The organism is Actinotalea ferrariae (assembly GCF_019733465.1).
GTDB classification, from domain to species: Bacteria; Actinomycetota; Actinomycetes; order Actinomycetales; family Cellulomonadaceae; genus Actinotalea; species Actinotalea ferrariae_A.
Window position 1 is genome coordinate 20023 of the sequence record NZ_JACVQL010000150.1, and the last position, 12898, is coordinate 32920.

14 protein-coding genes and 2 pseudogenes are annotated in these 12898 nt (G+C 71.6%); 9 read left to right on the forward strand and 7 right to left on the reverse strand.

Features of this window, described 5'->3' with window-relative positions; translation table 11 throughout:
- Positions 1–51 precede the first annotated feature (51 nt).
- The 5 genes from ICW40_RS12340 to ICW40_RS12360 all read left to right on the forward strand — a co-directional run bounded on the left by ICW40_RS12340 (position 52) and on the right by ICW40_RS12360 (position 6209).
- The gene (locus ICW40_RS12340; RefSeq protein ID WP_221654319.1) at positions 52–993 is read left to right on the forward strand and encodes a carbohydrate ABC transporter permease; all 942 of its coding nucleotides are present in this window, start codon (positions 52–54) and stop codon (positions 991–993) included.
- Positions 986–2038 carry a carbohydrate ABC transporter permease gene (locus ICW40_RS12345; RefSeq protein ID WP_260459144.1) on the forward strand — a complete coding sequence of 351 codons (1053 nt, stop codon included), beginning with the start codon at positions 986–988 and terminating at the stop codon, positions 2036–2038. Before ICW40_RS12340 ends, ICW40_RS12345 begins: the two co-directional genes overlap by 8 nt.
- 158 nt (positions 2039–2196) lie before the next feature.
- Positions 2197–3561: an ABC transporter substrate-binding protein gene (locus ICW40_RS12350; protein ID WP_221654320.1), complete on the forward strand. Its 1365-nt coding sequence runs from the start codon at positions 2197–2199 to the stop codon at positions 3559–3561.
- A gap of 118 nt (positions 3562–3679) precedes the next feature.
- Positions 3680–5029, forward strand: a complete 1350-nt coding sequence (locus ICW40_RS12355; protein ID WP_221654321.1) for a Gfo/Idh/MocA family protein — start codon at positions 3680–3682, stop codon at positions 5027–5029.
- A gap of 373 nt (positions 5030–5402) precedes the next feature.
- Positions 5403–6209, forward strand: coding sequence for an isocitrate lyase/PEP mutase family protein (locus ICW40_RS12360; protein ID WP_221654322.1), 807 nt, complete (start codon positions 5403–5405; stop codon positions 6207–6209).
- Between the two features lie 57 nt (positions 6210–6266).
- Here ICW40_RS12360 and ICW40_RS12365 read toward each other — a convergent pair.
- Together ICW40_RS12365 and ICW40_RS12370 are read right to left on the reverse strand one after the other, a co-directional pair.
- A pseudogene (locus tag ICW40_RS12365) lies at positions 6267–6377 on the reverse strand (transcriptional regulator); the annotation flags it as partial.
- 340 nt (positions 6378–6717) lie between these two features.
- On the reverse strand, positions 6718–6990 hold the full coding sequence (locus ICW40_RS12370; RefSeq protein WP_221654323.1) for a hypothetical protein: 273 nt from the start codon (positions 6988–6990) through the stop codon (positions 6718–6720).
- Between the two features lie 40 nt (positions 6991–7030).
- Here ICW40_RS12370 and ICW40_RS21045 point away from each other — a divergent pair, with 40 nt between their 5' ends.
- Positions 7031–7231 (forward strand): hypothetical protein, encoded by a 201-nt coding sequence (locus ICW40_RS21045; protein WP_260459145.1) that lies wholly within the window; start codon positions 7031–7033, stop codon positions 7229–7231.
- Positions 7232–7336: 105 nt separating this feature from the next.
- On the opposite strand, the pseudogene ICW40_RS21765 reads toward ICW40_RS21045, so the two are convergent.
- The 4 genes and pseudogenes from ICW40_RS21765 to ICW40_RS12390 form a co-directional block, all read right to left on the reverse strand.
- Positions 7337–7429, reverse strand: a pseudogene (locus ICW40_RS21765) (FmdB family zinc ribbon protein); the annotation flags it as partial.
- Positions 7430–7759: a hypothetical protein gene (locus ICW40_RS12380; protein WP_221654325.1), complete on the reverse strand. Its 330-nt coding sequence runs from the start codon at positions 7757–7759 to the stop codon at positions 7430–7432. It lies immediately after the preceding pseudogene.
- Positions 7760–7904: 145 nt separating this feature from the next.
- Positions 7905–8552: a transcriptional regulator gene (locus tag ICW40_RS12385; protein WP_221654326.1), complete on the reverse strand. Its 648-nt coding sequence runs from the start codon at positions 8550–8552 to the stop codon at positions 7905–7907.
- Positions 8549–8968 carry a DNA-binding protein gene (locus tag ICW40_RS12390; RefSeq protein ID WP_221654327.1) on the reverse strand — a complete coding sequence of 140 codons (420 nt, stop codon included), beginning with the start codon at positions 8966–8968 and terminating at the stop codon, positions 8549–8551. Before ICW40_RS12390 ends, ICW40_RS12385 begins: the two co-directional genes overlap by 4 nt.
- Before the next feature lie 56 nt (positions 8969–9024).
- On the opposite strand from ICW40_RS12390, the gene ICW40_RS12395 reads away from it, so the two are divergent.
- On the forward strand, positions 9025–10233 hold the full coding sequence (locus ICW40_RS12395) for a PEP/pyruvate-binding domain-containing protein (RefSeq protein ID WP_221654328.1): 1209 nt from the start codon (positions 9025–9027) through the stop codon (positions 10231–10233).
- A gap of 25 nt (positions 10234–10258) precedes the next feature.
- On the opposite strand, the gene ICW40_RS12400 is transcribed toward ICW40_RS12395, so the two are convergent.
- Positions 10259–11101 carry an alpha/beta fold hydrolase gene (locus ICW40_RS12400; protein WP_308121779.1) on the reverse strand — a complete coding sequence of 281 codons (843 nt, stop codon included), beginning with the start codon at positions 11099–11101 and terminating at the stop codon, positions 10259–10261.
- A gap of 204 nt (positions 11102–11305) precedes the next feature.
- Between ICW40_RS12400 and ICW40_RS12405 the strand changes: the two genes are divergently transcribed.
- Together ICW40_RS12405 and ICW40_RS12410 are read left to right on the forward strand one after the other, a co-directional pair.
- Positions 11306–11482 (forward strand): hypothetical protein, encoded by a 177-nt coding sequence (locus ICW40_RS12405; RefSeq protein WP_221654329.1) that lies wholly within the window; start codon positions 11306–11308, stop codon positions 11480–11482.
- Positions 11483–11620: 138 nt separating this feature from the next.
- Positions 11621–12898 (forward strand): TPM domain-containing protein (locus ICW40_RS12410; RefSeq protein WP_221654330.1); only part of this gene is annotated, 1278 nt, incomplete at its 3' end.

Below are 12898 nucleotides of genomic sequence, written 5' to 3' on the forward strand. Positions count from 1 at the left end.
ACGTCATGACCCCCGCGGTGCGCGGCACGCACCCCGCCACGAGGGGGTGCCATGTCAGCACTCGGTGAGCTCGCGACCATCCGCAAGAGCAAGGGCGTCAAGGCGACGAAGAGCCCGGCGGAGCGCGGCGACAACAAGGCCGCGATCTTCTTCCTCGCGCCGTGGTTCGTCGGCCTGTTCCTCATCACGGCCGGCCCGATGATCGCCTCGCTCTACCTGTCCTTCACGGACTACAGCCTCCTCCAGCCGCCGAGCTGGATCGGGATCGAGAACTACGCCCGGATGCTCGAGGACGTGCGGCTGCACAACTCGCTCAAGGTGACGGCCACGTACGTGTTCGTGTCGGTCCCCCTGCAGCTGGCCGCGGCACTCGCGCTCGCGCTCTTCCTCGACCGCGGCCTGCGCGGCCTGGCGCTCTACCGCTCGGTGTACTACCTGCCCTCGCTGCTCGGCGGCTCGGTCGCCATCGCGATCCTGTGGCGGCAGATCTTCGGCACGAGCGGCCTCATCAACCAGGTGCTCGGGTTCTTCGGCATCCAGGGGCAGGGCTGGGTGTCCCACCCGGACTACGCGCTCGGCACGCTGATGATCCTCAACGTCTGGACCTTCGGCGCTCCGATGATCATCTTCCTCGCAGGGCTGCGGCAGATCCCGGAGATGTACTACGAGGCGGCGCAGATCGACGGCGCCGGACGCCTGCGGCAGTTCGCGAGCATCACGCTCCCGCTGCTCACGCCGATCATCTTCTTCAACCTCGTGCTGCAGCTCATCGGCGCCTTCCAGTCCTTCACGCAGGCGTTCGTCGTCAGCGGCGGCACCGGCGGCCCGGTCGACTCGACGATGTTCTACACGCTCTACCTGTACCAGCGCGGGTTCACGAACCTCGACATGGGCTACGCCTCGGCGATGGCCTGGCTGCTCGTGGTCATCATCGCCGCCCTGACGGCCGTCAACTTCCTGCTCTCCAAGTACTGGGTCTTCTACAATGACTGAGCGCGACAGCGGCGTCCCGATCCGCACCCCCGAGGGCCCGGCACCGGACCACGAGGCGGGCGGCATCCAGGACCGCGCCTTCCCCGCACCCCCGTCCGACGGCTCGACGGCGTACCCGTCGGCGAGCGTCGTGCCGGTGCCCGTGCCGATGGGCACGCAGGACGACGAGACGGGTCCCGCGGCGCCGGCGTCGCACCGCCGGGTCCAGCGCACGGGCGCGTCCCGGCTGCGCAGCGTGGGCAAGCACCTGGTGCTCCTCGTGGTGGGCTTCGTGATGCTCTACCCGCTGCTGTGGATGCTCTCGAGCTCGTTCAAGCCGACGTCGCTCATCTTCCGCGAGCCGGGGCTCATCCCGTCCGAGCTGGACTTCGGCAACTACACCGACGGCTGGACCGCGCTGCTGCACCCGTTCAGCCACTACCTGATGAACTCGTTCATCATCGTGGCCGGGTCGGTCGTCGGGAACCTGATCTCGTGCTCGCTCGCGGCCTACGCGTTCGCGCGGCTCAACTTCCGCGGTCGGCGGATCTGGTTCGCCATCATGCTCATGACGATCATGCTGCCGATCCACGTCGTGATCGTGCCGCAGTACATCCTGTTCTCCGAGCTGGAGTGGATCAACACCTACCTCCCGCTCATCGTGCCCAAGCTGCTGGCCACGGACGCGTTCTTCATCTTCCTCATGGTCCAGTTCTTCCGCGGGATCCCGCGTGAGCTCGACGAGGCGGCGCGCATCGACGGCGCCGGCCACGCCCGGATCTTCTTCCAGGTGATGATGCCGCTCGCCACGCCGGCGCTCGCGACCACCGCGATCTTCACGTTCATCTGGACCTGGAACGACTTCTTCAGCCAGCTAATCTTCCTGACCAACCCCGACATGTACACGGTGCCCGTGGCGCTGCGCACGTTCGTCGACTCGACGGGCGAGAGCTCCTGGGGACCGTTGTTCGCGATGTCCATCGTGTCGCTCGTCCCGGTGTTCCTGGTCTTCCTCTTCGGCCAGAAGTACCTCGTCAAGGGCATCGCCACGACCGGCATCAAGTAGCCGCACGACGGCGGGGCAGCGACGCCCCGCCGGCACCTCCACCGCACGCAACCACGCAGGAGCAGGACCTCGGAGCCGGCCGAGCACCACCCCCGGTGCAGTCCCCGCACGCCCGTGCACAGCCAGACACATCGATCCGAACACCACTGAGGAGCACGATGTCCCACCACACCCGCACCCGGACCGGGGGAGCGCGCGGCACGCGCGGCCTCCTGCGCTCGGCCGCCGTCGTCGTCGCCGCCGGCCTCGCGCTCACCGCCTGCGCCCAGGAGGCGCCGGACAACTCGCCCGAGGCCCCCGAGGCCGAGGAGTCCGTCGACCCGGACGCGCCGGTCACCATCAAGTTCTCGTGGTGGGGCTCGGACACCCGCCACGAGCTCACGCAGCAGGTGCTCGACAACTTCATGGAGAAGCACCCGAACATCACGGTCGTGAGCGACTTCACCGACTGGAACGGCTACTGGGACAAGCTCGCGACGACGGTCGCGGCGAGCGACGCGCCGGACGTCATCACGCAGGAGGAGCGGTACCTGCGCGACTACGCGACGCGCGGGGTCCTCGCCGACATCACCGAGTACAGCGACATCATCGACCTCGAGAACATGGACGAGTCGATCCTCGCGTCGGGCGAGATGGAGGGCGGCCAGTACGGCCTCCCGACGGGCGTCAACGCCTACGCGATCCTCGCCAACACGTCGGTCTTCGAGCAGGCGGGCGTCGAGCTGCCCGACGACGAGACGTGGACGTGGGACGACTACGTGGACGTCGCGACGGAGATCAGCGAGAAGGCGCCCGAGGGCATGTACGGCACGCAGGACTACGGCTTCAACGAGCCCGGGTTCGCGATCTTCGCCCGCCAGCGCGGCGAGGCGCTCTACAACGAGGACGGCTCGCTCGGCTTCAGCGAGGAGACCCTCGCCGAGTGGTGGGAGATCTCGCTGCAGCTGCGCGACCAGGGCGCGACGCCGCCCGCGGCCGAGACGGTCGAGGTCGACGCCGGTGGGCCCGAGCAGTCGCTCGTCGGCACCAACCGCGGCGGTATGGCGTTCTTCTGGACGAACCAGCTCGGCGCCGTGACGAACGCGTCCGGCCAGGACATCCAGCTGCTGCGCCACCCGGGCGAGTCCGAGCACGAGCGCACCGGGATGTACTTCAAGCCCGCGATGTTCTACTCGATGTCCGCGAACTCCGAGCACCCCGAGGCGGCCGCGACGCTGATCGACTACCTCCTCAACGACCCGGAGGCTGCCGAGGTCATGCTGTCCGACCGCGGCCTGCCTGCGAACACCGAGGTGCGCGCCGCGGTGATCGACCAGTTCTCCGACGTCGACAAGCAGGCGGCGGACTTCCTCTCCGACCTCGAGGACGAGATCGTCGACGGGCTGCCCGTGCCGCCCGTCGGTGCCGGTGAGGTCGCGGAGATCATCCGCCGCATCAACGCCGAGGTGCTGTTCGACCGGCTCTCGCCGGAGGACGCCGCGGCGCAGTTCGTCCAGGAGGTCGAGGCCGCGACCGGCCAGTGACGGCCCGATGACCGCGACGGTCCCCCGCGCGGCGCGCGCTCCTCGTGCGCGCCGCGCGGCGGGACCCGGCCGGACCTGGTAGGCATCGGCGGCAGGTGAGCAGGGAGGACGGACCACCATGGGTGGATCGAGGGGCGAGGGCCCCGGACGGCGTCGCTACGCCGTCGTCGGCACGGGCCACCGCGCCCAGATGTACGTCGACGCGCTGCTCGGCCCGCACGCCGAGGTCGGCGAGCTGGTCGCGTGGTGCGAGCCCAACCCGGCGCGCATGGACTTCTACGACGACGTCGTCCGCGCGGCGGGTGCGCCGCTGCCGGCGCGCTACGCGCCCGAGGACCTCGACAAGATGATCGACGTCGAGCAGGTCGGGACGGTCATCGTCACGAGCCCCGACCACACGCACGCCGAGGTCGTGGTGCGCGCGATGGACGCGGGCGCCGACGTCGTCCTCGAGAAGCCGCTCACGACCGACGTCGCGGGCTGCCGCCGGATCATCGACGCGGTCGAGCGCACCGGGCGCTCGCTCGTGCTGACGTTCAACTACCGGTATTCGCCGCGCAACACCGCGCTCAAGGAGGTCATCGCCTCGGGCGAGATCGGCGACGTGACGAGCGTGCACTTCGAGTGGGTGCTCGACACCATGCACGGCGCCGACTACTTCCGCCGCTGGCACCGCCGCAAGGACCTGTCCGGCGGGCTGCTGGTGCACAAGGCGTCCCACCACTTCGACCTCGTGAACTGGTGGATCGGGGACCTCCCGTCGCGTGTCTACGCGAGCGGGTCGCTGCAGTTCTACGGCGCGTCCAACGCCCGGCGCCGTGGACTCATCCGGCGCCCGGCGCGCGGCTCGAACCGCACCACGCGCAACGACCCGTTCCTGCTCGACCTGCGCGACGACGAGCGCCTCAAGCGCCTCTACCTCGACGCCGAGCAGCACGACGGGTACCTGCGCGACCGCGACGTGTTCACGTCGGGCATCACGATCGAGGACAACCTCTCGGTGGTCGTCGACTACGCGCGCGGCGCAACCCTCACCTACTCCCTCAACGCGCACAGCCCGTGGGAGGGCTACCGGGTCTCGGTCAACGGCACGGCCGGCCGCGCGGAGCTCGAGGTCGTCGAGCGCGAGGCGGTGCTCGTGGGCAAGGACGGCCGCGTCGTCGTCGACCCCAGCGCGGTGACCGACGCCGCCGCGGGCGGCGCGCGCCCGCGCGGTGAGCGGCTCGTGGTGCAGAAGCACTGGGCCACCGCCGAGGAGGTCGAGATCCCTGCGGGCGAGGGCGCCCACGGCGGCGGCGACGAGAAGATGCTCCGCGACCTGTTCCGCGGCGCCGAGCAGGACCCGCTGGGACGCGCGGCCGGGCTGCTCGACGGCGTCCGCAGCGTCGTCGTCGGCGTGGCGGGCAACGTGTCCCTGGAGACGGGCCTGCCGGTCCGGACGGCGGACCTGCGCCTGGGGCTGGGGTAGCCGGAGCGCTCCGCCTGCGATCGGGGGCGCTGGGAGACCCGGGCCACCGTGCTCCCGAGCTACGCGGCTCGGTCGGTCGTTCTTGGGGATGTTCCGCGTCGGCATGCGACGCAGATCTTCCCCAGGAATCGGTCGAGCCGGTGGATCAGCGCCGCATTGCGGGCCTGTGTCGTACCCCTGGCCGTCCCGGGGCGCGGGTCGCGGCCGAGCACGGCGTCCCCGCGCCAGGGTCGGCCGCCGTAGGTCGTGACTTCGCGTCGCCATATGACGCCAGGTCACCAGTGAGCGCTGGACGCGGAGGAGAGGCATCCGCAGCGGGGTGTTGTCGGCGGTCCTCGACGAGGATCATGGGTTCGCCGAGCGGAGGTGTGGCATGACGCAGGACGAGCGCGTCGCCGAGTTCCGCCGTCTGCACGAGGACGGCTGCTTCGTGATGCCGAACCCGTGGGACGTCGGCACGGCACGCGCGCTGGAGCAGCTGGGCTTCCCCGCTCTCGCCACGACGAGCTCCGGCTTCGCGTGGACCACGGGTCGGCCGGACACCGTGGTCCCGCTCGACGAGGTGCTGGCGCACCTGCGTGCCGTGGCGAGCGCCGTGGGCGTTCCGGTCAACGCGGACTTCGAGGGCGGCTACGCGGTCGACGCGGACCAGGTCCACGACAACGTGGCGCTCGCCGTGGGCACGGGCATCGCCGGCCTCTCGATCGAGGACTCGACCGGCGACCCGGACGAGCCGCTGCACGACGTCGACCTCGCCCTCGACCGCATCCGCGCTGCGCGCGCGGCGATCGACGCGAGCGGTACGGGTGTCGTCCTCACCGGCAGGTCGGAGGGCCTCGTCGCCGGACGTCCGGACATCGACGAGATCGTGCGTCGCCTGCGCGCCTACGCCGAGGCCGGCGCCGACTGCCTCTACGCGCCGCGCGCGACCGAGGTCGAGCACATCAGGGCGATCATCGCGGCGGCCGGGCCCAAGCCGGTGAACCTGCTGATCAACGCGCCGTTCATGACGATGGCGGAGGCCGCGGAGCTGGGCGTGCGGCGGATCAGCGTCGGCGGGACGCTCGCCCGTGCGGCGTGGGGCGGCTTCCTCGCGGCGGCGCGCGAGATCGCGGACGCCGGAACCTTCACTGCCTTCACCGGCCTGCCCGACGTCGACGGGCTGATGAGCCCGGGCTGAACGCGTCCGGCGCCCGTTCGTCGTTCGCCTGCCAGGGGAGCCGCGCACCACGGCCGGTCAGCCGCCCGACCGGCGGTCGATGCCGAGGGTGGCGATGAGGTCCTCGTGCAGCTCGAACCAGACGCGGTGGCACGAGTCGACGTCGGTGCCGTCGACCCAGCCCGGCTCGCCCGCGCGCGCGCGGCGGAGCGGCATCGAGAAGGCGCGCGGTGCGGAGCAGGATCCGCTGTGAGCGCGGTTGGTTTGTTTAACAGCGTACGGACAGTTTCCTCGGCGCCGCCGGGCGGGGAGAATTGGCAAGAAGCGGCTGTCGGTCAGGATCGGCCGACTTCTGCCCCGAGCTCGGGTAGCAGCAGGCGCCGGGCACCGGCCTGATCCGCAGGTCTATCGCCTCGCCTGTGACACTCCAACCGCCGGTCGATCACGACGCTGAGGTGCTCCGAGCACGATTCGGCCGCCCCACGGGCATGATGCTCCAAAAGGGCCCGCTGCCCGCATCAGAGGAGGCTCACGGCCGCTCGATCTGCCTCCACAGGTCATGGACGAGTTTTTTTCCGCCTCCGTCTTCAACGCCGTGATAGATTCCGCGCATGAACGCCATGGTCGCGGCTGCGGCGCCATCGATTTCCCACTTGCAGTCGGCAAATTCGCAGCCCTCGATGCCCACCTGGCTACTGCCGCTGTACACGAGCGTGCACCGTTCGAAGTGACACTCCACGAACCGCTTCTCGTCGAGTTCGATCCTGGCGTCTTCGAAGCGTGCGCCCCTAAATTCCTGCATGCTAGCCTTCCTTCGTCTCACGAGTTGGCGGGTCCGCACGGTGACGGTTCCCTCGTGCAATCACCGTTGCTTCACCATTGTTCTCAATGGCGATGGGCCCGTTGAACCAATTTCGGTCTGCCACGACGGTCGCTCTACTGCCCGGCTCGATTACCAGCCCGCCACCATTTATTACATTCCCGACCATTTGCAGATTGCCGTCACCGACGACGCGCAGAACGCCCGGCCCGTGCGTGCCTGACGAGCTCTGCGCGGGCGCCGAATCCGACTCGGACTTCAGCCTCGCGCGCGCGCGTCCCGTTATGCCAGCGAACATCGGAACCAAGGCCGCAATCCCGCCGCAAGTTCCGCAGGTTGAGGTCTCATGCCGTCGGGCAATGGGCCGGCTCTCCTCAAAGCGATGGCCACCGTCGATGCAACGATACTCATACAGGGGCATTTACCGCTCCCGCCGCGGCGCGCGTCGTTGGCGGTTGCGCCGGAAGGTCGAGTTTCGCGCCTCCCCATGGATGAACCCATCCGTTCCTTCCGACTCATTGTCTTCGAACAATGAGTCATGGAACTTTCCCTTAGCAAAAAAGGATGGGGCGGCGGGGTCGGCTTCTCCCTTGCGTCCGGCGAGTAGCCCGATCGCCGACAAGGCGAAAAAGACCACGGAGACTACAAGCAGCAACCAGAACATGCTCCCTTCAGCAACGAAGATAGCAAATAGGAAGCTAGGGATGGCTAGAAGAAGCGGCGAGAGCCTACCCAGCGTCTGAACGGTCATGCGACGACGCTAGCGCGGCGCGATGTCGCCCAACAGAGTGTCTTGGTGCCTTGTCGCCGTCTCCTCGACGTGTGTCGCTCCGCGGTCTTGTCGGGAGGGGCGGGAGTAGAAGCGCCAGGCTGTCAACCACGTGAGCCAATGACGGTCAGCCGCCCGACCGGCGGTCGACGCCGAGGGTGGCGATGAGGTCCTCGTGCAGCTCGAACCAGACACGGTGGCACGAGTCGACGTCGGTGCCGTCGACCCAGCCCGGTTCGCCGACGCGCGCGAGGCGGAGCGCCGCGGAGTAGCGGGCGTCATAGCCCTGCAGCCGGACCAGCACGGCGCCGAGGCGCTCGGCGAGCGGTGCGAGGGAGCGGTCGATGTCGGCGAGCTCGTCGAGCACGCGCGCGTCCCAGGCGCTGTCGGCGTGGTCGTTGACGGCGAGCGCGTCGCCCCCGGCGGGACGGAGCTGCCAGTCCGTGCACGCGCGCTGCAGCCGGGCGTTGAGCGGCAGGAAGGCGCCGTGCACGTCGCGGACGTCGTCGGCGCCCTCCACCGAGGCGAGCTCGGCTGCGAGCCGGCGCTCGTCCTCCGCGCGCCCGCGGTCGGTCAGGGACCAGCCGCTCAGGTCGCCGAAGGCGGAGTGCTGCACCCAGCCGCGCGCCTCGGCGTCGAGCAGGTCCTCCTCGGTCTCCGCGGGGTCGAGCCCGAAGCGCCGCGCGACGACGTCTGCGGTGCCGAACCCCGTGATGCGGACCGCGTGCAGCACGAGCAGGTCGCGCGGCGACGTCGCGGGCGTGCGGGCACTCATGAGCTGCCGCCCTGCCGTGCCGTCAGCCGGGAGAAGTGCTGGTGGCACGCCTGCGGTGAGTTGAAGCCCATGGCCTCGGCGATCTGCGCCCACGTCAGTCCCGCGCCGCGTGCGGCGAACAGCAGGCCGGCCTCGAGGCCGTCCGCCTCGGCCCGCGCCGCGGGGAGGAGCGCAAGCGACTCGAGGAGGTCGTCGGGCGCCAGCTCCGCCGACCGCCACAGGGCGAAGTGCGCGAGGTCGGTCGCCGACGGCGGCACGGGCCGCGGCCGCCACGGCCGCGGCTCGAGCCCGTCCGCGCCGAGCGCGAGGAGCCGGCGGCTCGCCTGGCGCTCACGCTCCGCGCGCGCTCGGTCCGCCCTAGCCAGGTCGGCCTTGTCCGCGTGCGCGCGGTGGGCGTCGTCGTCCTTGCTCTGCATGGCGCGATCCTCCAGACTCGACGCGTCGATGTCAACGAAACGTTGAGGGGTGCCCGGTGATCGTCGAGCTGCGTGACGCCGTCGTGCCGACGTGCGGCGGCAAGGCCGGCGCGCTCGGGGCGCTGGTGCGCGCGGGGCTGCCCGTGCCGGACGGCTTCGCCGTGCCGCTCGACGTGCATCGCGCCGCCGCTCGGCAGGGTGCTGACCGCTCCGTCCCGCCTCGCGCGGGCGACGACGCACCGGAGTCGCTCCCGCTCCCCACCGGGTTGGTCGAGGCGCTCGCGGGCGGCCTCCGGGCGCTCGGTGACGTCCCGGTGGCCGTCCGGTCGTCCGCCATGGGCGAGGACACGGCCGAGGCCTCCGCGGCCGGCCAGCACGAGAGCGTCCTCGCCGTGAGCGGTGTCGACGACGTCGTCCTGGCGGTCCGGGCGTGCTGGGCGTCACTCGACTCAGAGCGCGCGGCGGCCTACCGCGACGCGGCGCGCGGGGCGCCGTCGGCGGGGATGGCTGTGCTGGTGCAGCGCCTGGTGGACGCGGAGGTGTCGGGAGTGATGTTCACGGCGGCGGACCCGCGCGGCGAGACGCGGATCGAGGCGTCGTGGGGACTCGGCCCGAGCGTCGTCGGCGGCGTCGTGACGCCCGACGCGTACCGGGTCGCGGCCGACGGCGCGGTGACGCGCACGCTCGGCGACAAGCGCACGCGGCTCGACCGCGTGGGCGGCGAGCTCGTGACCAGCGCCGTCGCCCACACCCGTCGGCACGCGCTCGACGACTCGACCCTGCGCGCGCTCGTGGCGCTCGGTCGGCGGATCGCGACGCTGCTCGGCCGGCCGCAGGACGTGGAGTGGGCCCTCGCGGGCGGGACGCTGTGGGTGCTCCAGGCCCGTCCGGTCACGGCTGCGCCGCCACCGCCCGCGGCAGCCGTGCCGACCGCCACGGGCGGGGTGCTCACCGGGACGCCCGGCAGCGCCGGGACGGTCACAGGCCCGGCGCGGGTCGTGCGCGGCGCGACCGACTTCCACCGCGTGCGGCCGGGTGACGTGCTCGTGTGCCCGTACACCGACCCGGCGTGGACGCCGCTGCTGCGGATCGTCGCCGGCGTGGTGACCGAGACGGGCGGGGTGCTGTCCCACGCCGCGATCGTGGCGCGCGAGCTGCGCATCCCCGCCGTCCTCGGCGTCACCGACGCGACCACGCGGGTCGACGACGGCGTGCACCTGACCGTCGACGGCGCCGCCGGCACCGTCACGCCCCGCGTCACGTGAGCGGCACCCTTGGCGCCGGGACCGGTCAGCCCGCCATGATCGGCGGCGCGGCGTCGGTGTCGAGGAACGTCGTCACGGCGTCGACGACCATCGTCGTGCGGCTCAGGCCGAAGAAGTGCGTCGTGCCCGGGAAGACGGCGAGCTGCGACGTCGGCACGCCGTCGAAGTCGCCGTTGACGTCCCCGCCGCGCAGCTGGAGGAAGCGGACGGCGTGCTCGAGCCGCACCATGTCGCAGTCCCCGACCGTGATGAGCGTCGGGGCGGCGATCCCGCGGATGGCGTCGTCCGACCAGCCCGCGAAGCCCTCGTCGAAGTGGCTCAGCTTGGTCAGCAGGTCCTGCAGCTTCTCCGGGTGCGGCGACTTCGCGCGGTACGCGGCCTCCATCGGCGTGCCCGCGATCATGTCGACCGTCATCTCGGCGACGGCCTCGGTGTTCTCGCCGCGGTCGCCGTCCGGGTGGAACGAGACGGACGAGACGACGAGGCGCCGCACGAGCTCCGGGTGCTCGACGGCCAGGTGCAGCGCGACCGCGCCGCCCACGCTGAAGCCGAACACGTCGACCTGCGCGAGGCCGAGGTGCTCGAGCAGGCCGACGACGTCGGCCGCGAGACCTGCGGCGGTCAGCGGGCGGTCGGCGTCGTTGGTGCGTCCGTGGCCCTGGAAGTCCGCGGCGACGACCTGCCGGCCCTGCGCCAGGTGCGGGATGAGCGCGCCGAACTGCTGGTCGATGTCGAACAGCCCGCCGTGGAGCAGCAGGAGCGGGGTGCCGCCCGAGCCGTGGATCTCGTAGTACATCTGCAGGCCGTTCACGGGCGCGTACCCCGTCGTGGGGGCCTGCGTCGGGGTGGTGCTGGTCTGCTGCGTCACTGCGTCCTCCTGGTCGGTAGCGGCATCACGTCCGACTGTCGACCATGGGAGATCTCATCGGCCAGCTCGAATGCTGCTCCCGGCGCCTGCTTCGCTGGTGACCTTGCGTCGCCATGTGACGCGAGATCACCAGCCAAGGGGCCGCTGGCGGGCCGCCGCAGGTGGGGGCTGTGGTCCGGGCGGTCGGCGGCCTACGGTCGGGGCATGAGGATCACCCTGGACATCGACCTCGACAAGGTTCCCGAGCCGAAGGGCGAGGAGGTCGGCCGCATCCTGCGCTACTGGGGCGGCGCCGCCAAGCAGCTCGACCTCGCGACCGAGGCGGAGATGCCGCTCATGGACAGCGCGTACCAGCAGGTCGGCACGCTGCGCATCGGCTGACGCCCCGCGGCCGGGGCGCGACGGCACCGCACCGGGAAGATCCGCGTCGCTCGGCGACGCAGACCTTCCCGAAGAGGCCCCACGTCTGTGGGGCGGCCCGGCGTTGCTCTCAGGCATGCCGCACGGGAGGATCCGCACGTGCTGCGCCCCCGACGGTCCTTCGCCACGCCCCGCGCCCACGCGCTCGCGGCCCGCGGGGTTGCGGCCTTCGCGCTCACCGGCACGCTCGTCACCGGCGTCCTCGCTGCCGGGCCTGCGGCTGCCACGCCGCCGATCGACCTCGCGGACGAGCTGACGGACGCGGCCGGCGTCCTGGGCGTGGCCGAGGAGCGCGCGGTCGAGGACGCGCTCGACCGGCTCGCGGACGAGACGCCGTACCAGCTCTTCGTCGTCTTCGTCGACGACTTCGACGACCTCGACGCCGTCACCTGGGCCCACGAGACCGCGTCGATGTCGGGCCTCGGCCGGGACGACCTCCTGCTCGCCGTGGCGGTCGAGGCCCGCGAGTACCGGGTCTCCGCCCACGACGACCTCGCGCTCACCGACGCCCAGCTCGACGAGGTCGAGGCCGAGCGGATCGAGCCTCAGCTGCGCGACGACGACTGGGGCGGCGCGGCCATCGCCGCGGCCGACGGCTACCGCGCCGCCGCGACGACGAGCACGAGCCCGTGGCCGTTCCTGCTCACCGTCGTCGTCGGACCGCTCGTCGTCGGGCTGCTCCTCTGGGCGGCGCACCGGCGTCGCGTGGCGAGGCGGGCGGCGGCGGTGGGGGACATCGGGCCCGCGGGCCTCACGCTCGAGGAGCTCGAGCAGCGCGTGGGTGCCTCGCTCGTCGCGGTCGACGAGGCCGTGCGCGCCTCCGAGCAGGAGCTCGGCTTCGCCCAGGCGCAGTTCGGCACCGAGGCCACCATGACGTTCGACGACGTCATCGCGAAGGCCAAGAGCACGCTGACCCAGGCCTTCGCGCTCCGCCGCACGGTCGACGACATGGACCGCGACGCGGCGCGCGAGCGGCGCGAGGCCCTCGTCGAGGTGCTGCGCCTGTGCGACGAGGTCGACGACGCCCTCGACGCGCAGAAGGAGGCGTTCGACGCGCTGCGCGACCTGCACGCCCGCGCGCCCGAGACGCTGGCCGAGCTCGAGCGGCGCGCGACCGAGCTGGAGCAGCGGCTGCCGGCCGCGCGGGCCACCCTCGCGACGCTTGCCGCGACCTACCCACCAGCGGCGCTGACCTCGGTCCAGGGCAACGCCGACGCCGCGCAGGCCGTGCTGTCCCAGGCGCGCGCGTCGGTCGCGCAGGGACAGGCCGCGCTCGACACGGACCGCGCCAAGGCCGTCGCCCTCGCGCGCAGCGCCGAGGACGCCGTCGTCCGGGCCGGCTCCCTGCTCGCCGCGGTGCACGGCGCGGGCGACGAG

What these genes read in the sequence shown, in the direction of transcription:
- ICW40_RS12340 (WP_221654319.1), top strand. Translation starts at nt 52, where the DNA reads ATGTCAGCACTCGGTGAGCTCGCGACCATCCGCAAGAGCAAGGGCGTC.
- ICW40_RS12345 (WP_260459144.1), top strand. Translation starts at nt 986, where the DNA reads ATGACTGAGCGCGACAGCGGCGTCCCGATCCGCACCCCCGAGGGCCCG.
- ICW40_RS12350 (WP_221654320.1), top strand. Translation starts at nt 2,197, where the DNA reads ATGTCCCACCACACCCGCACCCGGACCGGGGGAGCGCGCGGCACGCGC.
- ICW40_RS12355 (WP_221654321.1), top strand. Translation starts at nt 3,680, where the DNA reads ATGGGTGGATCGAGGGGCGAGGGCCCCGGACGGCGTCGCTACGCCGTC.
- ICW40_RS12360 (WP_221654322.1), top strand. Translation starts at nt 5,403, where the DNA reads ATGACGCAGGACGAGCGCGTCGCCGAGTTCCGCCGTCTGCACGAGGAC.
- ICW40_RS12370 (WP_221654323.1), bottom strand. Translation starts at nt 6,990, where the DNA reads ATGCAGGAATTTAGGGGCGCACGCTTCGAAGACGCCAGGATCGAACTC.
- ICW40_RS12380 (WP_221654325.1), bottom strand. Translation starts at nt 7,759, where the DNA reads ATGACCGTTCAGACGCTGGGTAGGCTCTCGCCGCTTCTTCTAGCCATC.
- ICW40_RS12385 (WP_221654326.1), bottom strand. Translation starts at nt 8,552, where the DNA reads ATGAGTGCCCGCACGCCCGCGACGTCGCCGCGCGACCTGCTCGTGCTG.
- ICW40_RS12390 (WP_221654327.1), bottom strand. Translation starts at nt 8,968, where the DNA reads ATGCAGAGCAAGGACGACGACGCCCACCGCGCGCACGCGGACAAGGCC.
- ICW40_RS12405 (WP_221654329.1), top strand. Translation starts at nt 11,306, where the DNA reads ATGAGGATCACCCTGGACATCGACCTCGACAAGGTTCCCGAGCCGAAG.